The organism is Flavonifractor sp. An10 (genome assembly GCF_002161215.1).
GTDB classification, from domain to species: domain Bacteria; phylum Bacillota; class Clostridia; order Oscillospirales; family Oscillospiraceae; genus Flavonifractor; species Flavonifractor avistercoris.
The window spans coordinates 480799-502873 of sequence record NZ_NFMB01000002.1 but is presented as its reverse complement, the minus strand read 5'-3'; the positions used below and the strand labels follow the sequence as shown (position 1 = coordinate 502873).

Annotated in this window: 22 protein-coding genes and 1 tRNA gene; 13 read left to right on the top strand and 10 right to left on the bottom strand. The window is 62.8% G+C overall.

Going from position 1 to position 22075, the window contains the following annotated elements; genetic code table 11:
- Positions 1-174 precede the first annotated feature (174 nt).
- The 10 genes from B5E42_RS05305 (at position 175) to B5E42_RS05255 (ending at position 10775) form a co-directional block, all read left to right on the top strand.
- The gene (locus tag B5E42_RS05305; protein WP_087237358.1) at positions 175-1434 is read left to right on the top strand and encodes a dicarboxylate/amino acid:cation symporter; all 1260 of its coding nucleotides are present in this window, start codon (positions 175-177) and stop codon (positions 1432-1434) included.
- 70 nt (positions 1435-1504) lie between these two features.
- Complete coding sequence (gene lysA, locus B5E42_RS05300) at positions 1505-2806, top strand: diaminopimelate decarboxylase (protein WP_087237356.1); 1302 nt, start codon at positions 1505-1507, stop codon at positions 2804-2806.
- Between the two features lie 283 nt (positions 2807-3089).
- Positions 3090-4052: an alpha/beta hydrolase gene (locus B5E42_RS05290; RefSeq protein ID WP_087237352.1), complete on the top strand. Its 963-nt coding sequence runs from the start codon at positions 3090-3092 to the stop codon at positions 4050-4052.
- 203 nt (positions 4053-4255) lie between these two features.
- Positions 4256-5029, top strand: a complete 774-nt coding sequence (locus tag B5E42_RS05285) for an SDR family oxidoreductase (RefSeq protein WP_087237350.1) — start codon at positions 4256-4258, stop codon at positions 5027-5029.
- A 165-nt stretch (positions 5030-5194) separates the two neighbouring features.
- Positions 5195-6172: a helix-turn-helix transcriptional regulator gene (locus tag B5E42_RS05280; RefSeq protein WP_087237348.1), complete on the top strand. Its 978-nt coding sequence runs from the start codon at positions 5195-5197 to the stop codon at positions 6170-6172.
- A 79-nt stretch (positions 6173-6251) separates the two neighbouring features.
- Positions 6252-6596 (top strand): helix-turn-helix transcriptional regulator, encoded by a 345-nt coding sequence (locus B5E42_RS05275; RefSeq protein ID WP_087237346.1) that lies wholly within the window; start codon positions 6252-6254, stop codon positions 6594-6596.
- Positions 6586-7935, top strand: a complete 1350-nt coding sequence (locus B5E42_RS05270) for a permease prefix domain 1-containing protein (RefSeq protein ID WP_087237344.1) — start codon at positions 6586-6588, stop codon at positions 7933-7935. Before B5E42_RS05275 ends, B5E42_RS05270 begins: the two co-directional genes overlap by 11 nt.
- Positions 7936-8155: 220 nt before the next feature.
- A complete protein-coding gene (locus B5E42_RS05265) occupies positions 8156-9001 on the top strand; it encodes a transketolase (protein WP_087237454.1) in 846 nt (281 codons plus the stop codon).
- A 2-nt stretch (positions 9002-9003) separates the two neighbouring features.
- On the top strand, positions 9004-9951 hold the full coding sequence (locus tag B5E42_RS05260) for a transketolase family protein (RefSeq protein WP_087237342.1): 948 nt from the start codon (positions 9004-9006) through the stop codon (positions 9949-9951).
- Positions 9948-10775 carry a Cof-type HAD-IIB family hydrolase gene (locus tag B5E42_RS05255; RefSeq protein ID WP_087237340.1) on the top strand — a complete coding sequence of 276 codons (828 nt, stop codon included), beginning with the start codon at positions 9948-9950 and terminating at the stop codon, positions 10773-10775. The genes B5E42_RS05260 and B5E42_RS05255 overlap by 4 nt, the downstream gene beginning before the upstream one ends.
- 53 nt (positions 10776-10828) lie before the next feature.
- Here B5E42_RS05255 and B5E42_RS05250 read toward each other — a convergent pair whose 3' ends face one another.
- The gene (locus B5E42_RS05250) at positions 10829-12178 is read right to left on the bottom strand and encodes an MATE family efflux transporter (protein ID WP_242967025.1); all 1350 of its coding nucleotides are present in this window, start codon (positions 12176-12178) and stop codon (positions 10829-10831) included.
- A gap of 74 nt (positions 12179-12252) precedes the next feature.
- Here B5E42_RS05250 and B5E42_RS05245 point away from each other — a divergent pair, with 74 nt between their 5' ends.
- Positions 12253-13071, top strand: coding sequence for a MerR family transcriptional regulator (locus B5E42_RS05245; RefSeq protein ID WP_087237338.1), 819 nt, complete (start codon positions 12253-12255; stop codon positions 13069-13071).
- 109 nt (positions 13072-13180) lie between these two features.
- On the opposite strand, the gene B5E42_RS05240 is transcribed toward B5E42_RS05245, so the two are convergent.
- From B5E42_RS05240 to B5E42_RS05230, 3 genes are all read right to left on the bottom strand, one after another.
- Positions 13181-13636 (bottom strand): low molecular weight protein-tyrosine-phosphatase, encoded by a 456-nt coding sequence (locus tag B5E42_RS05240; protein ID WP_087237336.1) that lies wholly within the window; start codon positions 13634-13636, stop codon positions 13181-13183.
- 40 nt (positions 13637-13676) lie between these two features.
- Positions 13677-15122, bottom strand: a complete 1446-nt coding sequence (locus B5E42_RS05235) for an MATE family efflux transporter (RefSeq protein WP_087237334.1) — start codon at positions 15120-15122, stop codon at positions 13677-13679.
- Between the two features lie 358 nt (positions 15123-15480).
- On the bottom strand, positions 15481-16176 hold the full coding sequence (locus B5E42_RS05230; RefSeq protein ID WP_087237332.1) for a hypothetical protein: 696 nt from the start codon (positions 16174-16176) through the stop codon (positions 15481-15483).
- Between the two features lie 353 nt (positions 16177-16529).
- Between B5E42_RS05230 and B5E42_RS05225 the strand changes: the two genes are divergently transcribed.
- Together B5E42_RS05225 and B5E42_RS05220 are read left to right on the top strand one after the other, a co-directional pair.
- Positions 16530-16940, top strand: coding sequence for a peptide deformylase (locus B5E42_RS05225; RefSeq protein WP_087237330.1), 411 nt, complete (start codon positions 16530-16532; stop codon positions 16938-16940).
- An 87-nt stretch (positions 16941-17027) separates the two neighbouring features.
- Positions 17028-17717 carry an alpha/beta hydrolase gene (locus B5E42_RS05220; protein ID WP_087237328.1) on the top strand — a complete coding sequence of 230 codons (690 nt, stop codon included), beginning with the start codon at positions 17028-17030 and terminating at the stop codon, positions 17715-17717.
- Positions 17718-17837: 120 nt separating this feature from the next.
- Here the strand turns inward: B5E42_RS05220 and B5E42_RS05215 are convergent, their stop codons facing one another.
- The 6 genes from B5E42_RS05215 to tnpA (B5E42_RS05190) form a co-directional block, all read right to left on the bottom strand.
- Complete coding sequence (locus tag B5E42_RS05215) at positions 17838-18185, bottom strand: hypothetical protein (protein ID WP_087237326.1); 348 nt, start codon at positions 18183-18185, stop codon at positions 17838-17840.
- Between the two features lie 19 nt (positions 18186-18204).
- Positions 18205-19056, bottom strand: a complete 852-nt coding sequence (locus B5E42_RS05210) for an aldo/keto reductase (RefSeq protein WP_087237324.1) — start codon at positions 19054-19056, stop codon at positions 18205-18207.
- Between the two features lie 6 nt (positions 19057-19062).
- On the bottom strand, positions 19063-19422 hold the full coding sequence (locus B5E42_RS05205; RefSeq protein ID WP_087237322.1) for a MerR family transcriptional regulator: 360 nt from the start codon (positions 19420-19422) through the stop codon (positions 19063-19065).
- Between the two features lie 886 nt (positions 19423-20308).
- Positions 20309-20396, bottom strand: a tRNA-Leu gene (locus tag B5E42_RS05200).
- Between the two features lie 358 nt (positions 20397-20754).
- The gene (gene tnpA / locus B5E42_RS05195) at positions 20755-21210 is read right to left on the bottom strand and encodes an IS200/IS605 family transposase (protein ID WP_141242463.1); all 456 of its coding nucleotides are present in this window, start codon (positions 21208-21210) and stop codon (positions 20755-20757) included.
- Positions 21211-21483: 273 nt separating this feature from the next.
- Complete coding sequence (gene tnpA, locus B5E42_RS05190) at positions 21484-21960, bottom strand: IS200/IS605 family transposase (RefSeq protein WP_204244376.1); 477 nt, start codon at positions 21958-21960, stop codon at positions 21484-21486.
- Positions 21961-22075 lie beyond the last annotated feature (115 nt).

The following is a 22075-nucleotide window of genomic DNA, read 5'->3' as shown; positions in this document are numbered from 1 at the left end:
GGGATGACACGCCTCTCCGCCCGGTTTGATTCCCGCGCTTGACAAGGGCGCCTTTCGGTACTATACTATGGCCCATAGTTTAGGACGAAGGCGTTCTGTCTCCGGGGGGAGAGTACGCTTTCGTCCTTTTCTTGTATCCTTTGGCAAGGGTTTTGAAGAAAGAGAGGTATTGTTATGGACAAATCTGCTGTGATGAAAAACTACCGGTTCCTGGCTCTCATGCTGGGCTCCATGGTGGCGGGCTGCATCGTGGGCTTTGTGGCCCCCAGCTTCGGCACCCTCATCGCCCCCCTGGGCACCGTGTTCATCAACATGATGTTCTGCGTGGTGGTGCCTCTGGTGTTCGCGTCCATCGCCAACTCCGTGGCCAGCGTGCGCAGCCGCAAGCGGGCCGGCAAGATCATGGGCACTACGGTGATCACCTTCGTGGTCACCGGCGCCATCGCCGCCGTGATCATGTTCGTCATCATGAAAATCTTCCCCCCGGTGCTGGAGCCCTGGCATGACTTCACCAGCGAGGCCATGGGTGAGCACGCCTCCATCGCCGACATGATCGTCAACTTCTTCACCACCGACGACTTTGTGGGCCTGCTCAGCCGCAGCGCCATGCTGCCCCTGATCGTGTTCTCCATCTTCTTCGGCTTCGCCACCAACCTGGTGGGCGGCCCCGACCACATCATCGGCAAGTTCCTCAACGGCCTGACCGAGGTGATGATGTCCTTCGTGCAGATCATCACCTACTATGCCCCCATCGCCTTCTTCGCCATCTTCGCCGACCTGGTGGCCACCTACGGCTCTCAGGTGACCGCCGCCTACGGCCGCGCCCTGATCGTGTACTACCCCCTGTGCTTCATCTACATCTTCACCGCCTTCCCCATCTTCGCCTACATCGGCGGTGGCAAGCACGGCATCAAGACCATGTTCCGGCATATCGCCCGTCCCGCCCTCATGTCCCTGGGCACCTGCTCCTCCACCGCCACCATCCCCACCAACCTGAAGGAGGCGGAGGACACCGGCATCCCCAAGGACGTGGCCGACATGGTCATCCCCATGGGCGCCACCATGCACATGGACGGCTCCTGCTTCTCCTGCGTGCTGAAGATCGCCTTCGTGCTGGGCGCCATGGGCGCTGACATGAGCTGGAGCATGCTGCCCGCCGTGGTGGCCGTGGCGGTGCTGTCCTCCGTGGGCATGTCCGGCGTGCCCGGCGGCGGCTACATCGGCGAGTATATCATCTGCACCATCTTCTTCCCCCAGCAGATCGAGATCGCCTTCCCCATCCTGGTGGCCATCGGCAACCTGGTGGATCCCCCCGCCACCATGATCAACTCCTCCGGCGACTACGTGGTCTCCTACATCGTGGCCCGCATCACCGACGGCAAGGACTGGCTGGACAAGGCCATCGCCGCCAAGAGCGCCAAGGCCGCCAAGTAATTTCCACTCTACCAAGGAAACGGCCGGGGGCGGACAACGCCCCCGGCCGAACTCAGAAAGGACGTGCAGCATGATCTGCGACAACCTCACCGTCTCCCCCAGCGGCCGCCTGCTCTTCGCCGGGCAGGACACCGTGGAGCTGGCCAAGCAGTACGGCACCCCCCTCTACCTGATGGACGAGGATCGGATCCGGCACAACTGCCGGGTGTACACCCAGGCCTTCCGCAAGCACTTCGGCCCCGGCGCCCGCCCCCTGTATGCCAGCAAGGCCAACTCCTTCAAGCGCATCTATGAGATCATGAAGGAGGAGGGCATGGGCATCGACGTGGTGTCCTCCGGCGAGATCTACACCGCCCTCCAGGCGGGCTATGACCTGGGACAGGCCTACTTCCACAGCAACAACAAGACCGACGAGGACATCCGCTACAGCATGGAGCACGGCATCGGATACTTCGTGGCCGACAATGTGGAGGAGATCAAGGCCATCGAGGCCGAGGCCGCCCGCAGGGGCATCCGGCAGAAGGTGCTGCTCCGCCTCACCCCCGGCATCGACCCCCACACCTACGAGGCCATCTCCACCGGCAAGGTGGACTCCAAGTTCGGCAGCGCCATCGAGACCGGCCAGGCCGAGGAGATCACCGTCTACACCCTGGGGCAGCCCCATGTGGAGCTGGTGGGCTTCCACTGCCACGTGGGCTCCCAGGTCTTTGCCGAGGACGTGTTTGAGCGGGCGGCGGTGATCATGCTGGAGTTCATCGCCGATATGGAAAAAAAGCACGGCTTTGTGACCCGGCAGCTGGATCTGGGCGGCGGCTACGGCGTGCGCTACGTGGAGAGCGACCCCTATCTGGATGTGGACACCAAGGTGGGCCAGGTGGCCGCCGCGGCCAAGGGGGCCTGCGAGCGGCTGGGCATCGCCCTGCCGGAGATCCACATGGAGCCCGGCCGCAGCATTGTGGCGGACGCCGGCCTCACCCTCTACACCGTGGGCACGGTGAAGCAGATCCCCGGCTACAAGAACTATGTCTCCATCGACGGCGGCATGCCGGACAACCCCCGCTTCGCCCTGTACAAGGCGGACTACACCTGCCTGCCGGCCAGCCGGATGGACGAGCCCCGCACCTTTGCGTGCTCGGTGGTGGGCCGCTGCTGTGAGAGCGGCGACATCATCCAGGAGCACATCTCCCTGCCCGAGAGCGTGGGCCGGGGGGATATCCTGGCGGTGTGCACCACCGGCGCCTACAACTACTCCATGGCGTCCAACTACAACCGCCTGCCCCGCCCCCCCATCGTCATGCTGCGGGGCGGCAGCGAGTCCTACGTGGCCGTCCGCCGGGAGTCCCTGGAGGATCTGTGCCGCAACGACCTGTAAGCCGGCTGAGACCCGCCGCATCTTCTGCGGCGGGTCTCAGCCTGTCGAAAAGTCTTTTCGACAGGCTGCTGAACTTTTTGAAACTTTTTTGAAGTTTCAAAAAGTTGTTTGATCCAACGCGAAAGGGAACCCTGACGGTTCCCTTTCACACTATCCTTCCCTCCGAATCCTTCAGCAGGATGGTCTATCGACGGCCTCGGACCCGCCGCATCTTCTGCGGCGGGTCTTTTCTTTTTCCCATGGGCATGCTATAATACCCGACACAGACAAGGAGGACTGCCCTATGGAACAGGATCCCATCCGCATGAAGCTGACCCGCCGCACGCCGGAACAGCGCCAGGACGACGAGAAGCGCCGTCTGGCCCCCTTTCTGCGGGCGCTGAAGGCCGTCCACACCGCCACCACGCCGGAGGTCATGGACGTGGAGGATCTGGAGAAGCAGCGCCGGGGGCAGGAGCTGCTGGGCCGCCTGGTGGCCCCCATGGCGGGCATGAGCTGGGAGCCCTTCCAGCTGGAGGGCATGAACTGCGCCTGGGTGCGCCCTCACCGGGGACACGACCGCCGGCGGGCGGTGCTGTACTGCCACGGCGGCGGGTATACCAGCGGCAACCTGGGCTATTCCCGGATTCTGGCCTCCAAGCTGGCCAACGTCACCGGCTGGCAGGTGCTCTCCTTCGAGTACCGGCTGGCCCCAGAGAACCCCTATCCCGCCGCCGTGGAGGACGCCATGAAGGCCTGGGACTATCTGATGTACCAGGGCTACGGTGCCCGGGACGTGGTGGTGGCCGGGGACTCCGCCGGGGGCAACCTGGCCCTGGTGCTCACCCACCTGCTCAAGACCGCCGGGCGGCGGCTCCCCCGGGCCCTGATCCTCCTCTCCCCCTGGACGGACATGACCGCCAGCGGCAAGTCCTACCAGGAGCGGGCCGACATCGACCCGGTGCTCACCCTCAACTATATCCACGCCGTGCGGGACGCCTACGCCCACGGCCGGGACTGGTCAGATCCCTGCCTGTCCCCCCTGTTCGCCGATCTGTCCGGCTTCCCCCCCACCCTGATCCAGGCGGGCACCAATGAGATCCTGCTGTCCGACTCCATCCGCCTGCGGGATCGGCTGGTGCAGGCGGCGGTGCCCTGCCGGCTGGAGGTGTGGACGGAGCTGTGGCACGTGTTCCAGATGTTCCCCATGAAAAAGGCCACCGAGGCCATGGAGAGCATTGGGCGGTTCCTGCTGGAAACCCTGTAAGCCGCTTCAAAAAGTCCGTATCCCTCTTTCGGGGTACGGACTTTTTGGTATCTGACAAAATCCCCAAATTCAGGGCTTGTTTTCCGTAGACTCTCCCCATTGACAGAGCCGCTCCGCAGGATTATACTTTAATCATATTAAATATACTATTTAGTATAAATAATTGAACAAAGTTATATTTTCCTAAGAAAGGAGTCCTTTCCATGAAATCCTATTTTGATCTCACCGGCCAGGTGGCGGTGGTCACCGGCTGCTCCACCGGCCTGGGCGTCCAGATGGCCCACGCTCTGGCCAACCAGGGGTGCAAAATTGTGGCCCTGGCCCGCCGCCAGGAGAAAATCGACGCCGTGGCCAAGGAGCTCCACGACACCTATGGAGTGGAGACCCTGGCCGTCCGCTGCGACATCACCGACACCCAGATGGTGCAGGACGCGGTGAAGGCCGTGATGGATCACTTCGGCCGCATCGACATCCTGATCAACAACGCCGGCACCGGTGCCGTGGCCCCCGCCGAGGAGATCACCGACGACCAGTTCAGCAACGAGCTGAACATCGACCTGTTCGGCACCTTCAAGATGGCCCGGGAGGTAGCCAGGGCCGCCATGATCCCCGCCAAGTACGGCCGCATCATCAACATCGCCTCCATGTACGGCCTGGTGGGCAACAAGATCGCCCCCGCCTCCCCCTATCACGCGGCCAAGGGCGGCGTGGTGAACCTGACCCGGGCCCTGGCCTGCGAGTGGGGCAAGTACGGCATCACCGTCAACGCCATCTGCCCCGGCTACTTCTGGACGCCGCTGACCAAGGACACCCTGGACACCGACTGGTTCAAGGAGTACGCCAAGGGCGCCATTCCCATGGAGCGCTACGGCAGAGAGGGCGAGCTGGACACCACCGCCATCTTCCTGGCCTCCCCCTCCTCCAGCTACGTCAACGGCGTCATGGTACCCGTGGACGGCGGCTATACCTCTATGTAATCCTCCTTCTCTCTCCTATCCACCGGGCGGCGGACTTAAAGTCCGCCGCCCCCTTTTTGCCCACAGTTCCTGGTGCAACCGGCGGTTGCGCCATTTTCAAGGCCGGTTGCTCGACAGTTTCCCCGCTTTCTGGTACACTGGTGAGGAAAGGAAGGTGGTTTCGCCATGGATCTGGGTGAGCGGCTCTATCAGCTCCGCAAGGCGCGCAATCTCTCCCAGGGGGAGGTGGCCGACGCGCTGGGGGTGTCCCGGCAGTCGGTGTCCAAGTGGGAGAACAACACCAGCGTGCCGGAGCTGGACAAGCTGGTGAAGCTGGGGGAGCTCTTCGGACTCACCCTGGACGAGCTGGTGAAGGGGGAGGCCGCCCCCGCCCCGGCGGGCCGGCTGGAGCGGCCCCGCCCGGCCTCCGGCCCCGCAGGAGGGCGGAGAATCGCCGCCATCGTGCTGCTGGTGTGCGGCGGGGTGGGCTCCCTTCTGTTCTGCACCACCCTGCTGATCTACCTCACCCTGTGGCTGGTGCTGGCCGGGCTGCTGTGCTGGTATGTGCAGGAACACCTGGGGCTCTGTCTGGGCCTGAGCTTCTGGATGTTCCTGGTGGTCTATTTCCAAATCACCTCGATTCTTTCCCCGTGGAATGTTCTGATTCCCGCTGTCTACCGCTTTTCCACCCCTTTTCAGATATTTTTGGACTGGCTGCTCTTTCTCCCGCTGCTCCTGTTCCTCGGTTTGGCAGTCAGGGCCGCCTGGAGGCAGTTTGACCGGCCCGCCCTCCTGCGGCTGGGTCTGACGGTTGGGCTGTTTGCCACCGCAACCATTGTATTGCACCTTCTGCGGATTCCGGCTCTAATCTCCATAGATGTGAGCCCCGGCTTCTACTATCCAAAGCCCTATCAATCAGAGGAGCTCGTCTTGCTGGCCGCCCTGTTCCCCCTGCCCTGGGGCGGGTACCGCCGCCGTCCCTTTGTGGTGCTGGCCGCCTGGCTCCTCTCCTTCGGGCTGGACAGACTGGTATTCTTCCTCTCCCCCGACCACATGTTCCCGGTTTTCCTGTTCTACTATTGGCCCCTGTTCCTGCTGCTGTTCTATCTGGCCGCGGCCTGGGCGGGCGCGGTCTGGGAGCGGCGGGCCGCCCGCCGGAGCTGACGGTCAAACTGCCTCTTGACATAGATAGATCATCTATCTATAATGATACATAGATCATCTATCTATCGAGGTGAGGACTATGGCAAAATCCGATGGGCGGGGCGCCCCCGGCGGCACGGGCATGCTGCTGCTGGCCCTGCTGGAGCGCAGGGACATGTACGGCTATGAGATGGTGGAGGCCCTGCGGGCCCAGTCCAGGGAGATCTTCCACCTGAAGGCGGGCACCCTCTATCCCCTGCTTCACACGCTGGAGGCCCAGGGCTGGGTGACCTCCAGCGACGGCACGGTCAACGGCCGCACCCGGCGCACCTATTCCATCACCCGGGAGGGCCGGGAGGCCCTGGCCGGACAGCGGGCGGAGTGGTACGCCTACGCTGACGCGGTGCGGGGCGTGCTGGAGGGGGGTGACTGCTGTGGCGCGTGAGCAGCTGAACGAATACCTGGAGGCGGTGGGGGCCCAGATCCGCTGGAAGCGGGCGAGGCGGCCCCTGCTGCGGGAGCTGTCCGACCACATCGCCGACCAGGCCGCCGCCTTCGAGGCGGAGGGGCAGAGCCCCGGCGAGGCCCTGGCCGCCGCCGTGGCCGAGATGGGGGAGCCGGAGGCGGTGGGACGGGAGCTGGATCGGCTCCACCGGCCCCGGAGCTGCTGGCGGCTGGCGCTGACGGTGGCGGTGCTGCTGGGCGTTGGGCTGACGCTTCAGCTGCTGGCCTGCCAGGTTACCGGGGATAGTGCATCCGACTACTATTTCCGGCGGCAGGCCGTGGGGCTGGTGCTGGCCGTGGGGGTGCTGGTGTGCCTCTGGTTTTCTGACTACACCCTTCTCTTCCGCCGCAGGTGGGTGCCGACAGCGGCAATGGCCGTCCTCTGTCTGAGCTTTCTTTTGATACCGTCCACTTGGCTGAGGGATTGGTGGACTCTGCCCGTCTACTATCTTCTTGTCTACCCCGTCCTGCTCCTGCCTGTACCTTTTGCCGCTCTGCTGGTTACCCTGCGCGGAAAGGGCCCCCTGGCTGTGCTCCTCTGCGGAATTGCCGCGCTGGCGCTCCCCTTCACCGCCCTGCTGGCCCCCCACCTCACCGCCTGGCTGGTGAGCGCGGGCAGTATGCTGGTAGTGCTGCTGACCGCCGTCCGGCTGGGCTGGTTCCGGGGAAAGCGCCGGTGGAACGCCCTGGCCGCCCTGGGGCCCGCCCTGACGGCGGCGCTGGGGATGGGATACCAGCTGGCGCGAAGCGACTACGCCCAGATGCGCATGGCTGCGTTCTGGAACCCGGCGCTGGATCCCTTCGGTTACGGCTGGTGGTATGCCCATCTGCGCGCCGGCGAGGTCACCTATACCTCTCCCGACCTGCTTCTGGCCGAGGTCTCCCAGGGGCTGGGCCGGTGGGTGTTCTGGGCGGCCGCGGCCGGCATCATCCTGCTTGCCGCCCTCCTGCTCCGGCGGATTTTCCGCCTGCGCAGCCGCACCGGGAAGCTGACGGCCCTGGCGGCCCTCTGCCCCCTGCTGTTCCAGGCCGCCATCTACTGGCTCTACAACCTGGGCTGGTGGCCGTCCGGCGCCCTCTCCCTCCCCTTTCTGTCCTACGGCGTCACCTTCCTGCTGGTGGACGCGGCCCTGGCCGGGGTGCTCCTGTCGGTGTTCCGCATGGACGCCCTGGTGCGGGACGCCGTGGCGGCCTCCGCCCGCCCCGTCTCCCTGCCCGAGGCCCTGAACATCCCCCTGGGCCGCGGCTCCCTGCACATCGAGTACCGGAAAAAGGCATAGACCCGGCAGCCCTCCGAAAATGCCTACAGGCTTTCCGGAGGGCTTTCTTTGTCCCCTGGCCCGGCCCCTTTGGCACTCTGCGGCATCCGGTCGGCGGCGCGGGCCTTTTTTCGTGGGATTTTTTCTCGGCCAACAGTTGAAACGGCGGGTTTGGTAGGATATACTAGAGTTCGGGAAAATGTCCGGCCCCCGGGCCGGAAAAAACGGAAAGGTGAATCGGATGGAACAGACGAACATGCACGACCTGGCCCTGACCGCGGCCAGGAGCCGGCTGCTGGCGATGGAGATGGTACATCGGGCGGCGTCGGGCCACATCGGCGGCTCCCTGTCCGCCATGGACATCCTGACAGAGCTCTACTTCCGGGTGATGCGGGTGAACCCGGAGCAGCCCCGCGACCCCGCCCGGGATCGCTTTGTGCTCTCCAAGGGCCACTGCACCCCCGCCCTCTACCCCACGCTGGCCCAGCGGGGCTTCTTCCCCGTGGAGCGGCTGAAGGAGTTCCGCCGCATTGACGGGCAGATGTCCGGCCACGCGGAGATGCACCACGTGCCCGGCGTGGACATGTCCACCGGCAGCCTGGGCCAGGGCATCTCCGCCGCCGTGGGCATGGCCCTGGCGGGCAAGGCCGACGGCCGGGATTACCGGGTGTACACCCTGCTGGGCGACGGCGAGATCGAGGAGGGCCAGGTGTGGGAGGCCGCCATGGCGGCGGCCAAGTACCGCCTGGACAACCTGTGCGCCATCGTGGACGTGAACGGCCTGCAGATCGACGGGGCCACGGCGGACGTAATGCCCTCCGAGCCTTTGGACAAGAAGTTCGCGGCCTTCAACTGGAACGTGATCCCCGTGGACGGCCACGACTTCCAGGCCCTGGAGGACGCCTTTGCCGCCGCGGCGGCCTGCAAGGGTATGCCCACCGTGCTCCTGGCCAGGACGGTGAAGGGCAGGGGCGTGTCCTTCATGGAGGGGGACTACGGCTGGCACGGCAAGGCCCCCAACGACGAGCAGTTTGAGAAGGCCCGGGCGGAGCTGGCCGCCAGAATCGCGGAACTGGAGGGGAAGTAAGCATGGCAGAGAAAATCGCAACCCGCGCCGCCTACGGCGAGGCCCTGGCGGCACTGGCGGAGGAGTACCCCCAGCTGGTGGTGCTGGACGCCGACCTGTCCGGCTCCACCATGACCAAGGGCTTTGCCAAGGCCCACCCGGAGCGCTTTTACAATATGGGCATCGCCGAGGCCAACATGATGGGCGTGGCCGCCGGCCTGGCCACCTGCGGCAAGATGCCCTTTGCCAACAGCTTCGCCATGTTCGCCACCGGCCGTGCCTGGGAGCAGGTGCGCAACTCCATCGCCTACCCCCGTCTCAACGTGAAGGTGGTGGGCTCCCACGGCGGCCTGTCCGTGGGCGAGGACGGCGCCACCCATCAGTGCATCGAGGACTACGCCATCATGCGGGCCATCCCCGGCATGCTGGTGGTCTCCCCCTGTGACGCCCCGGAGATGCGCCAGGCGGTAAAGGCCCTGCTGGACTACGACGGCCCCGCCTATCTCCGGCTGGGCCGCCTGGCGGTGGAGAGCGTCACCGACGCCATCCCCGGCTATTCCTTCCACCTGGGCCAGGGCGTCGCCCTGCGGCCCGGCGCCGACGCGACGGTGATCGCCACCGGCATGATGGTGCAGATGGCACTCCAGGCGGCGGAGGCCCTGGCCGCCGAGGGCATCGACGTGCGGGTGCTGGACATGCACACCATCAAGCCCCTGGACGGGGAGCTGGTGCTCAAGGCCGCCCTGGAGACGGGCTGCATCGTCACCACCGAGGAGGCCACCACCGTGGGCGGCCTGGGTTCCGCGGTGGCGGAGTTCCTGGCGGAGCACCATCCGGTGCCCGTGGTGCGCCACGGCGTGGAGGACGTGTTCGGCCGCTCCGGCAAGGCCCAGGATGTGCTGGCGGCCTACGGCCTCACCCCCGCCGGCATCGCGGACAAGGTGCGCCACGCCCTGAAGCTGAAAAAGTGACGGATATCAGGCTCATCTGCCTGGACATGGACGGCACCCTGCTGGACGCCGACCACGCCACCGTGCCGGCGCGCAACATCCGCGCCCTGCGGGCGGCGTCGGAGCGGGGGGCCGCCGTGGCTCTGGCCAGCGGCCGGGGGTGGAGCCTGCTGCGGGATGCGGCCGATCAGCTGGGTACGGTGCGCTATGCCGTGATGTCCAGCGGCGCCGCCGTGCTGGATCTGGAGACCGGCGAGTGGCTCTACCGCAGCTGCCTGGAGGCGGCCACCTGGCAGCCTCTGGTGCGGGTGCTGCTGGAGGAACAGCTTCCCTTCGAGGTCTACTGCGAGGGGGAAAATGTGATCCAGCGGGATCGGTTTCCCTCCGTGCTGGCGTGCGCCCTCTCCCCCCGGTTTCAGGATATGCTGTGCCGCCGCACCACCCTGGCGGAAGATCTGCCGTCCGGGCTGGCGGGCCGGGCTGTGGAAAAGATCCACGTCTACCGCATCCCGGAGGCGCGCAGGGCCGCCGTGGTGGAACGGATTCTCTCCTGCGGCCCTCTGACCGCGGTAACCGCCTTTCCCGGCAATCTGGAGCTCAACGCCCCCGGCGTCAACAAGGGGGCGGCGGTGCAGGGTCTGTGCGCCCGGCGGGGCTGGTCGGCGGAGCAGGTCATGGCCTTCGGCGACGCGGGCAACGATCTGGAGCTGCTCTCCTGGGCGGGCTGGTCTTTTGCCATGGCCAACGCCACAGACCAGGCCAAGGCCGCCGCGCGCTATGTCACCGGCTCCAATACCCAGGCCGGCGTGGCCATGGCGGTGGAGCGGTACTTCCTGGATACCTGACACAACAAAACGGCGCATGGCCTCAGCCATGCGCCGTTTTCACAGGGGGAGGGTTATGCCAGCGGTTCCGTCTCCGGGGTTTGCTCCTTTACCACGTCCTCCTGCCGGACGCGGCGGAAATACCGCACCAGGAAGAAGACCGTGGACACCAGGCAGATGGCCTCGGACGCCAGGGGGGAGAGCCAGATACCGGTAGCACCGAAGAGGGAGGAGAGCACCAGCAGGCACCCGGCGATGAGCACCAGGCCCCGGCCGAAGGAGATGGTCAGGGAGGGGAACGGATGCTCCATGGCGGTGAAGAATCCGGACACCACCACGTTGAAGCCCACCAGCAGGAATGCGAAGGAATAGAGCCGCAGGGCGGACACCGAGCTGGCGAAGAGGGCGCTGTCATGCTCCAGGAACATGCCCACAATCGGAGCGGCCAGCAGCTGGCAGCCCGCGAAGAAGATCACCGCGAACACGGCGGCGGTGCGCACGCCGAAGGCGAGGAACTTGTGGCACATGTGCCGCTCCCCGGCCCCCAGATGGAAGCTGGACAGGGGCTGAATGCCGTGGGCAATGCCGATCATGCAGTTGATCACCAGGGTGTTCACGTAGCCGATGATGGTGTAGGACACCAGGGCGTCCAGGCCGATGACCCGCTGGATGATGTGGTTGAACAGGAACATGACAAAGCCGTTGGACAGCTCGCTCAGGCCGTCGGCGGTGCCCAGGGGGATGATGCGGCGGTAGGCCCCGAAGTCGGGCTTGAATCTACCGAACCGCAGGGGGTAGCGGTGGGTCAGGAAGTAGACCACAAACACCAGGGTGGACGTGGCCTGGGACAGGCCGGTGGCCAGGGCCGCGCCCCACACCCCCCAGTGGAAGTGCATGACGAAAATATAGTCCAGCAGCACGTTCATCAGGCCGCAGGAGGTGACGCCGATGATGCTCACATGGGGGGCGCCGTCGGCCTTGACCTGTACCTCCAGGTTATAGGACACCGTGAAAAACACGGAGAAGGCGGCGATGACACCCACATACTCCTTCACCAGGTGGTGGTTCTCCGGGGCGGAGCCCAGGAAATGTGCCACCCAGTCCAGATTGAGCAGGACGATGACCGACAGGATCACGGTGGTGACGATGACTACAAACAGGTTCTGGTTGAAATAGTTGCGCGCCTTCTCCACATCCCCCTGCCCCAGGGCGATGGACAGGATGGTGGAGGTGCCGGTGGCCAGCAGGATGCCCAGAGTGAAGATCAGCGACACAAAGGGCAGGGACAGGTTGACCGCCGTCAGGGCGTGCTCTCCCACGCCCCAGGAGACGAAGATGCCGTCTACCATGGAGTAGAGGGAGAAGATCCACATGGAGACAATGGACGGGATGGTGAACTTGAAAAACTTCTTGACTAGATTCAAGGGTAAAACCTCCTCTGCTGCCTCTATCTTAAACCCTCGTAATATCCGAAAGTCAAGAGCTGGAGGGAAAATTTTTGAAACAGTTTTATCAGATCCACGAGCTGGCCAAGCTTTTCGACCTCTGCCCCGACACGCTGCGCTACTATGAGGAGAAGGGGCTGCTCCACCCGGTTCGGGGGGAGAACCGCTACCGCATGTACGGCATCCAGGACGTGTGCACCCTCAACATCATCCGCTCCCTCCGGGAGCTGGGCATTCCCACCCGCTCCATCCGGGCCTATCTGGAGCGGCGGTCGGTGGGCGAGACCCTCACCCTGCTGGATCGGGAGGAGGAACTGCTCCGCCGCCGCATGGCGGAGCTGGAGGCGGCTCTGAAGGAGGCGCAGAACCGCCGCTCCCGGCTGGAGCAGTACCGGAACGCGGCCGCCGGCCGGGTGGAGCTGGTGCAGGAGGCGGAGCGCCCCTATGTATTCCTGGAAAAGGATATCATTCTGGAGAAGGAGATCGACTTCCTGCTCAAAAAGCTGGAGCAGCGGCACCAGGACTATCTGAAGGTGATCGGAAGCCAGTGTATGGGGGCGGCGGTGGACGAGGACAGCCTGTCCCGGGGCGTCTATAACCACTTCTCCCGGGTGTTCTTCTTTACCGAGCCCGGCCTCCCCTACGACGATGTGCTCCCCGCCGGGGAATACGTCCGCCTCTACTACCGCGGCTCCTACGACCGGCTGGAGGAGCACTACCGCGCGCTTCTGGCCGGAGCAGAGGCGGCCGGCCGCCGCCCGGCCGGCCCGCCGCTGGAGCTCTATCGGGTGGACGCCCACGACACCAACCTGGAGGAGGAGTACGTCACCGAGCTGCAGATGCGGGTGGAGCCGGCACAGGCCGGCTCTTAGCCGCCGAGGCACACCGGAAAGCCGGAGGGGCCGGTGCCTGGAGCATTTCCAGGCACCGGCCCCTCCGGCGCTTTTATTCTGTACAGGCGTGCCTGCCCATCCTCTGCCCTCAGCGCTGTATTTCCTCCAGGAGCCCCTGGCAGCCTGCCAGCACATCCCTCCACGTGGCCTCAAAGTCCCCGGTATACCAGGGGTCTGCCACCTCCTGGCCCGGGCGGCCGGCATACTCCAGCAGAAGGTGCAGCTTGCCGTCGGGATCGCCGCCGCAGATGCGGCGCATGTTGCGCAGATTGGCCTGATCCATCCCGACAAGCAAGTCGTACTCCCCATAATCAGCGCTGCGGAGCTGCCGGGCGGCATGGCCGCCGCAGGAGATGCCGTGCTCCGCCAGCTTCCGGCGGGCCGGCGGATAGACCGGGTTGCCGATCTCCTCCCGGCTGGTGGCCGCCGAGGCGATCTGGAACTGGTCCTCCAGCCCCGCCTTTTTCACCAAATCCCTCATCACATACTCGGCCATCGGGCTCCGGCAAATATTGCCGTGGCAGACAAACAGGATTTTTACCATCGTTCTCACGTCCCTCCCTATTTCCAAAACGCTGTGTGACTTATTTTGTCATATGGGGCATTTTGCTTACACCGGCGCCGGCCTCTCCCCCACAAGGCTGCCCGATCGGGGCAGGAACCTGCTGGGGCGTCCCGTCCTCGTCCGGGTAGCGCCGGCGCAGGCGCGCGATGCAGAGCATGCAGGCCGGAATCAGGAAGGCATCGGCGCTGATCCAGGCGGCGGGAGAGGCGAAGCAGGCCGCGGCATAGCCCAGGGCAGGGACGAGGAAATAGGCCACGCCCACGCGGGCCGCCATCTCCAGCACACCGGCCAGGATGGCGAAGACGCTGTAGCCCATCCCCTGGATGGAGAAGCGGACGATATTCACCAGGGACAGGGGGATGCAGAAGGCGCTGTTGATCAGGATGTACTGGCTGGTCAGGGAACGCAGCAGTTCCAGCTGCGGCTCCTTGGGATCCAGGAACAGCATGGCGCACTGGCCGGAGAAGAGCACCATGGAGAGCAGGATGGCTCCGGAGCAGATCACCCCCAGCAGGGCGCAGGAGCGGATCCCCTGGCCCAGCCGCCCCAGCTTCAGGGCCCCCACGTTCTGGCCGCAGTAGGTGGCCATGGTGGCCCCCATGGCGTCAAAGGGGCAGCAGAGCAGCTGAAACAGCTTGCTTCCCGCCGCCACCGCCGCCACATAGGTGCTGCCCAGGCCGTTGACCGCGGCCTGGAGCACGATGGAGCCGATGGCGGTGATGGAGTACTGAAGCCCCATGGGCACCCCCATGATGCACAGGTGGCGGCAGGTATCCGGATCCAGCCGCCGCTCCTCCCGGGTCATCCGGAGGATGGGGTACTTCTTCCCCATATAGGCCAGGCAGGCCACGCCGGAGATCCCCTGGGACACCACCGTGGCGATGGCCGCCCCCGCCACCCCCGTGTGGAACCACAGGATGAAGGCAAAGTCCAGGAAAATGTTCAGCACCGAGGACAGGGCCAGGAAGTACACCGGCGCCCGGCTGTCCCCCAGGGAGCGGATGATCCCCGCCAACAGGTTGTAGAGAAAGGTGGTGGGGATACCCATAAAGATGATGAAGATATAGATGTATGCGCCGGCGAAGATGTCCGCCGGCGTCTGCATCACCGTGAGGATGGCCCGGCACAGCAGGCCCGTGGCCACCGTGAGCACCAGGGCGAACAGGGCGGAGAGATAGGCGGCGTTGGCCACGTAGCGGCGCATGCGGACTGGGTCGTTGGCCCCCACCCGCTGCGCCACCGGGATGGCAAAGCCGTTGCACACCCCCATGCAGAAGCCGATCACCAGAAAGCTGATGGAGCTGGTGGAGCCCACCGCCGCCAGGGCGCCCGCGCCCAGCAGCTTGCCCACGATCATGGTGTCCATCAGGTTATAGAACTGCTGGAACAGCATGCCCAGCAGTGTGGGCAGCCCAAAGCCGAGAATCAGCCGCATAGGGCTGCCGGTCGTCAGATCCTTCATCATAAAGAGCACCTCGCTTCCTGCCCGGCGCGGCCGAACTTCCGCCGCGCCAAACAACGGATTATTATAGCGAGGTTCGCCCTCCGTGCATAGAGGCGTTTTTCACAAGCTCTGCCGGGGTTTTCCAAAAAATTTCAGGCAGAAATCAACGCCGGGTGCAGGGCGCAGCCCCCATCGCTTCCGGCGTATTGGGGACATATCGGGCGCAAAAATCCGATGTCTAAGATTTTGTGACTTTTTCAAATATTTGCAAAACAGACCAGACTGCACACAAGACAGTCTGGTCTGGTCTGTTCCTTATCTTAATGGGATTACGGCCTTGCCGGAGGTGTTGATTACAAAAAGGGGATGTCCCCCAATGTCACTGTCCCTGCGCCAGGGCCACCTCGCCGCCGGACTCATCCGTCCCGGCCCCGGTTGTGCGGTCTACCGTGTACCAGGCCGCGGTGCTGTTGTGGTCGCCCAGGTTCTCATATACCTGGATGGTGACGCTGCCGTCCTCGTTGGCCTGGGCGGCCGCGGTCAGATTGCCGATATCCTGGACGCCGCTCTGCTCCTTGTAGTAGGCCAGGGCCAGATCGGCCAGCTCCTGATTGCTGTAGAACCGGAAGGCATCGGAGCCCTGCGCGGAGACATAGGTGAGGTGCTCGGTGGTGCCGTCCTCCCACTCCAGGGTGATGGTATCGCCGTCACGGCTGACCGTACAGGGTGAGGAGCTGTCCGCGGCCCCCATGGCAAAATCCGCCTCCGCCCCGTTCAGGGTGTAGGAGAAGCCCACGCCGGTTCCGTCCTCCAGGCTGGCGGTGCGGCCTGTGGCGCCGCCCTCGTCGATAAAGTAGTACTGTCCGCCGTCGGAGAGCCAGGTTCCGGGGGTAAAAAGGGCCGGCTCTTCCGAGGGGGCGGGAGAGGCGGAGGGCGCCGCCGTGTCCTCCGGCGAAGCGGAGGGGGAGGCCGACGGCGTGGGGGTGCCGGCGCCGCCGGGGCCGCAGGCGGCCAGCAGCACGGTCAGGGAGAGGGACAGGCCCAGAAGGCCCGTCAGATATCTGGATTTTATCATTGCAAATCACCTCGTCTGGTTTTGCCCAGCTTTCTTCGGTATTCATCGGGGCGGCCCGGATGGGCGCGGCCTCAATGATGCCCTGTTATAGCATCGCCCCGGTATTCTGTCAACCAGGTTCCGCCATTCTTCATAGGAAAGACAGGTTTTGTTCACAGACTGTGCATACTCCGGCCGGAGCCGGCGTGTCCCCGCGGCCCGGATAATTTAATTCCCGTTTAACAATGGGGCGGGAAAATGTGCTATGATACGGTGCAGAGGCGGCCCGGCCATGGCGTTTTCCACGCCTGTGTGTTATAATGTTCTGACCGCGGGAAGCGGCGGCCCATTCGGGCCCAAAAGGAGAGTCAGCCATGATTCGTGAGATTTGCAGAGACGAGGCGTTCCTGGCCCGGAGGGCGGAGCCTGCCGCGCCGGAGGACAGGCAGACGGCGGCGGATCTGCTGGACACGCTGGAGCACCACCGCGATGGCTGCGTGGGCATGGCGGCCAACATGATCGGGGTGAACAAGCGCATCATCGCCTTTGACAACGAGGGCGCCCGCATGGTCATGTTCAACCCGGAGATCATCAAAAAATCCGGCCCCTATGAGGCGGAGGAGGGCTGCCTCTCCCTCACCGGCACCCGCCGGGCCCGGCGGTGGAGGTCCATCAAGGTTCGCTGGCAGAACGAGCAGTTTCAGGAGCGCATCAAGACCTTCACCGGCTGGACGGCCCAGATCATCCAGCACGAGATCGACCACTGCGACGGCATCATCATCTGAGGAGGACTGCCATGAAAGCCGCCGTCCGGGGCGGCACGCGGGACGCCGGCAGCCGGGCGCCGCGGGAGAGATACGAGGGGAGAACGCATGAGAGCAGAACAGGTTTCCATCGGCGGGATTCCCGCCATCCTGTACGGTGATCCCGCGGAGCGGGGCTATCTGTTCCTCCATGGGCAGATGGGCCGCAAGGAGGAGGCGGAGGCCTTTGCCCGGGCGGCCTGCCCCAGGAGGCATCAGGTGCTGTCCATCGACCTGCCCGGCCACGGGGTGCGCCAGGGCCGGGGCGAGGAGCTGGCCCCGTGGACGGCGGTGCCGGATATCCGGGCCGCGCTGGACTGGGCGGAGCGCCGCTGGGAGAGCATCTCCCTCCGGGCCGCCAGCATCGGGGCCTATTTTGCCATGCTGGCCTTTGCCAATCCGGCCCGCGCCCTGCTGCTCTCCCCCGTGCTGGACATGGAGGGGCTGATTCTCACCATGATGAACCGGGCCGGGGTGTCGGAGGCCCAGCTGCGGGAGCGGGGGGAGATTGCCGACGCTCTCGGCCAGCCCCTGTCCTGGAAATACCTTTGCTGGGTACGGGAACACCCGGTGTACCGCTGGGCCTGTCCCGTCCGCATCCTCTGGGGGAGCGGGGACAATATGACGCCCCGGGAGGCCGTGGAGGCCTATGCCCGGCGGCAGGGCGTCCGGCTCACGGTACTGGAGGGCGGGGAGCACTGGTTCCACACCCCGGAGCAGCTGGCCGCGCTGAAAAAATGGGAGGAGACGGAGTGTTGAATCCGGAAGAATCCCCGATCCCAGACCTTTCACGTCGAATCAAGCATCTTTTTGAAACTTTTTTCAAATCTCAAAAAGTTCAGCAGCCTGTCGAAAAGACTTTTTCGGCAGGCTGCTTTGTCAGCTGACCCCGGAATATCCGGTGCGGGGCATATCAGGATGCCTGCAGGGCAGGCATCGGCACGGGGCGGTTCCCGGCCGGGCGTTTTCCGTGTTCCCGGTGGCGGAGAAATAGGCAATCAGCACGGAACCGGAATCCTCTGCGGCGGGCGTTTCGCTTTCCGCCGGCTCCTCAGCCGGTTCTTCCGCGGGTGTTTCCGCATCTGTGGGAGCAGGCGTTTCTTCCCCTGTGGAGCCGCTGACGGATGCCGGCGGCTCTGAGGTGTTTTCTTGATTCCCGGCGCTGCCGCAGGCGGCCAGGGACAGGGCCATTGCCAGGGCCAGAAGCAGAGAGAGCCATTTTTTCACGGGTCAAACCCCTCCTTTTTTACTGTTCAAACCGGATGCCGTGGAGCCGGTACACCTCGTTGACGCTGGACACATCCAGAATGAGGCTGTGTCCCAGATCCAGGGCCTGGATCTGCACCATGTCCGCCGGGGAGAGCCGGAAGTCGTCCACCGCAGAATTCTCCCGGATGCGCTGGGCGTGGACGGACTTGGGAATGGCGATGACCCCCTCCTGCCGCAGCCACCGCAGCACCGCCTGGGCGGGCGTCTTGCCGTACTGCGCCCCGATGGCGGAGAGAACCGGATGCCGGAACACGCCGTTCATGCCCTCCGCAAAGGGCGCCCATGCCATGGGGCGGATCTGGTACTGCTCCATCAGCCGCCGCAGCGCCCGCTGCTGGCAGAAGGGGTGCAGCTCGATCTGGTTCACCGCCGGAACCACCTCATGGCTGAGGATCAGGTCGCAGAGCCGGTCGGGCAGGAAGTTGCACACCCCGATGGCCCGCACCTTCCCGGCCCGGAGCAGCTCCTCCATGGCCCGCCAGCTCCCGTGGTAGTCCCCGTAGGGCATGTGGATCAGGTAGAGATCCAGGTAGTCCGTCCCCAGGTTCTCCAGCGTCTTGCCGAAAGAGCGCAGGGTTCTGTCATATCCCGCGTCCTGGATCCAGACCTTGGAGGTGAGGAACACCTCCTCCCGGGCAAGGCCGCTCTCCCGAACCGCCTCGCCCACCGCCCGCTCGTTGCCATAGCAGGCCGCCGTGTCGAGCAGCCGGTACCCCGTCTCCAGGGCGGTCAGGACGCTCTCTTTGCAGACGGACTGGTCGGTCACCTGAAAGACGCCCAGCCCCTGCTGCGGCATCTCCACGCCGTTGTTCAGCCGAATCATTTCCATGCTCTTTCACTCCTGCCCCTCGGTCTTCTTCTGCAGCTCATGCCGCAGGTAGTCCAGCCGCTCCAGCTGGCGCTCCCGGAAGTGGATGTCGTCCAGGGCGGCCTTCCGCTTTCGGTTGAGCATGTTCAGCCGCGTCAGACCGGAGTCCTCCGCCTCCAGCAGCAGGCGCATATAGGCCTCCACCTCCTCCGAGGTGAAGCCGACGTCGTGCAGCGTCATCACCATGCTCAGCCGTTCCAGATCGGTGTCATCATACTGCCACGCCCCCATGACCTTTTTTACCACGCCGCACAGCCCCCAGCTCTCATACTCCCTGAGAATTTTCATGGGAATCTGGTAATGCTCGCTGGCCTCCTGTATTGTCATGCCCTCACTCCCAATCGTCAAAATCAGCCCCGTCCTGCCCGGCAGAAAAAGAAGACGCCCCTGTCAGGACGCCTTCATTCTAAAGCGGCGGGAGATAAATGTAAAATACTTATGGTGTATCTACATAAATGCCTTTTTTGCATATCTGATCCACCGGGAAGCGGCGTCCCCGGCCTTGCCGGCCCGCCGCTTAAAAATGCCCATTCTCTATGTTTCAGGATAGAAAATAGGTATTAAACATCTGAGTATTTTTGTGCTATGCTGACAGTACACAGGAGAAGGCGTGCAGGCAGTGAAAACAACCGTTTTAGGGAGGAAGAGCCCCCTGGCCGTGCCCGCGGTGGGGCTTGGCTGCATGGGCATGGTATCCGCCTATCGTGTGTTAAATGAACTGTACCCCCTACTTGATTTTTTAGAGTATGGGTATGACGTCCGTGTTCAACTTTATCTAAAACTACCGAGAAAGCCATGTAATCCCACAACACTGGATTTCAGAGAGGGTAGGGCAAACTGTGCGGCGATGTATGGGAGCGCACAAGTGCTGGATACCAGACCACGAGCTGGAGGCTCTGGCCCGGAGCTTGTTCCCGGAGATACAAGCATATTTCGAGAGCGAGGAGGGCAAGCGGGAGTTTGCAGCGTGGCAGGAGGAGCAACAAGCCATAAAGTGCAAGGCCACGGCAACAGGGCAATAAAGAAATGCGGACACACCTTTTCTGGTGCGTCCGCATTTTCGTTAAACCGTCTTTTTCTTCCTTGGGCCTCTCGGCTTGGAGGTGGGCCTGCGCCGTACCCCGTTGCGGAAGTATGTGGCCTCGCAGCGGTCAAAGAAAAGCAATAATCCGAACCCATCGCCTATCGGAAACGGGTTCGGATTATATGGGTTTGGTGCGCGAGGCGGGACTTGAACCCGCACGTGCGTAATGCACACTAGAACCTGAATCTAGCGAGTCTGCCAATTCCACCACTCGCGCAACGGAGCACTCTCTTCAGTGCGGGATTTATGATACCACATAATTCGTGGGTTGTCAACTTTTTTTGCCGGATACGTTGATGAAGATAACTGCAGCGGGCAGCGGCCCTGCATGGCATGTTCCACATTTCGATCTTTTAACCTGACGGCAGGAACTGTTTTTATGCGGACTTTTAAGTAAGGAAGAATTATATTGTGGCACCTCCGCTACAGTTATCGACCGATATGCCTGCCCGTTAACTCAAAGCAATGAACACAACCACCAGCGAAGCTGGTGGTTGTCACTGTGCGGGCATAGCCCTTTGTTCCTCGCGGACGCGTGCAACGCGTAATACGGTCTGCCAGCTGCGTGAGGACTGCTACTTGCCGCCCGTAAACGGGCCACTAGATGGAATTCTCAGTTGCTCTCCCATCTCGTCCTCTTTTAGCTGGTTCCTCACATACTCCGCAATTCGGCTCTCATTTTTCCCCACCGTATCCACGTAGTACCCTCTACACCAAAATTCCCGGTTTCGATACTTGTATTTCAACTCGCCGAATTGCTCATACAGCATTGTGCTGCTCTTCCCTTTCAGATACCCCATAAAGTGCGACACCGAGATTTTCGGCGGTATCTCTACAAACAAGTGAATATGGTTGGGGCACGCTTCCGCCTCTATGATTCTTACCCCTTTCCACTCGCACAGCCGCCGCAGTATCTTCCCTATTGCTGCTTTCTTTTCTTTGTAAAATACTTTCCTACGGTACTTCGGCGCAAATACAATATGATATTTGCAATTCCATCGCGTATGAGATAAACTATTGATGTCATTCAGTCCCATCTGAATGCCCTCCCTTTGCTATTCTTTGTGCAGTTGGCAGACCGCACTTTCATTATAGCAAAGGGAGTTTTTCTATCTTCTTTATCGCCATAGGCTTTTTTGTACCACTCGCCTAGCGAGTGGTTTTGGGATACAGTCAAAACCTCCGGCTAAGCCGGAGGCTTGAGTAGGCCCTATAAGGGCCTGATACGGACGAAGCCCCTTAAGGGGCCCCGAAAGGTTTGCCGACTGCATTTCTTTCTCGGGCTACCCCTTAAGGGGTTCCTTTTATGCCTTCCTGTTCTCGCGACCCGTAAACGGGTCAACAAACTCTTTCAGGCCTATCTGGTCTGCTATTTGATCCGATGCCAGTTGGTTTCGGATATACTCTGCTATTTGCTTTTTATTCCGTCCCACTGTATCCACATAATATCCTCTGGCCCAAAAGTGCCGATTTCCATACTTATACTTCAAATTTGCATGCCGATCAAATATCATCAGACTACTTTTCCCTTTCAAATACCCCATAATCTGTGATACGCTGTACTTGGGTGGGATACTTATCAACATATGTATATGGTCTGGGCACGCTCTGGCTTCTATAATCTCTATGCCCTTTTGCTGACACAGTTTTCTTAATATTACTCCTATATCTTGTTTTATCTGACTATATATCTCCATCCTTCGATATTTGGGTGCAAATACGATGTGATATTGACACCTCCAACTTGTATGCTCTAAACTACTTATGTCTTTGTCTTTCACGATGAAGACCTCCCTGTTATCGTAGTTGTGTGGTCGGCAAACCACTTCTACCTTATCAGGGAGTTTTTTCTTTTTCTACTTTTCTCCTCGCTATAAGCTATTTTTTACCCCCGGC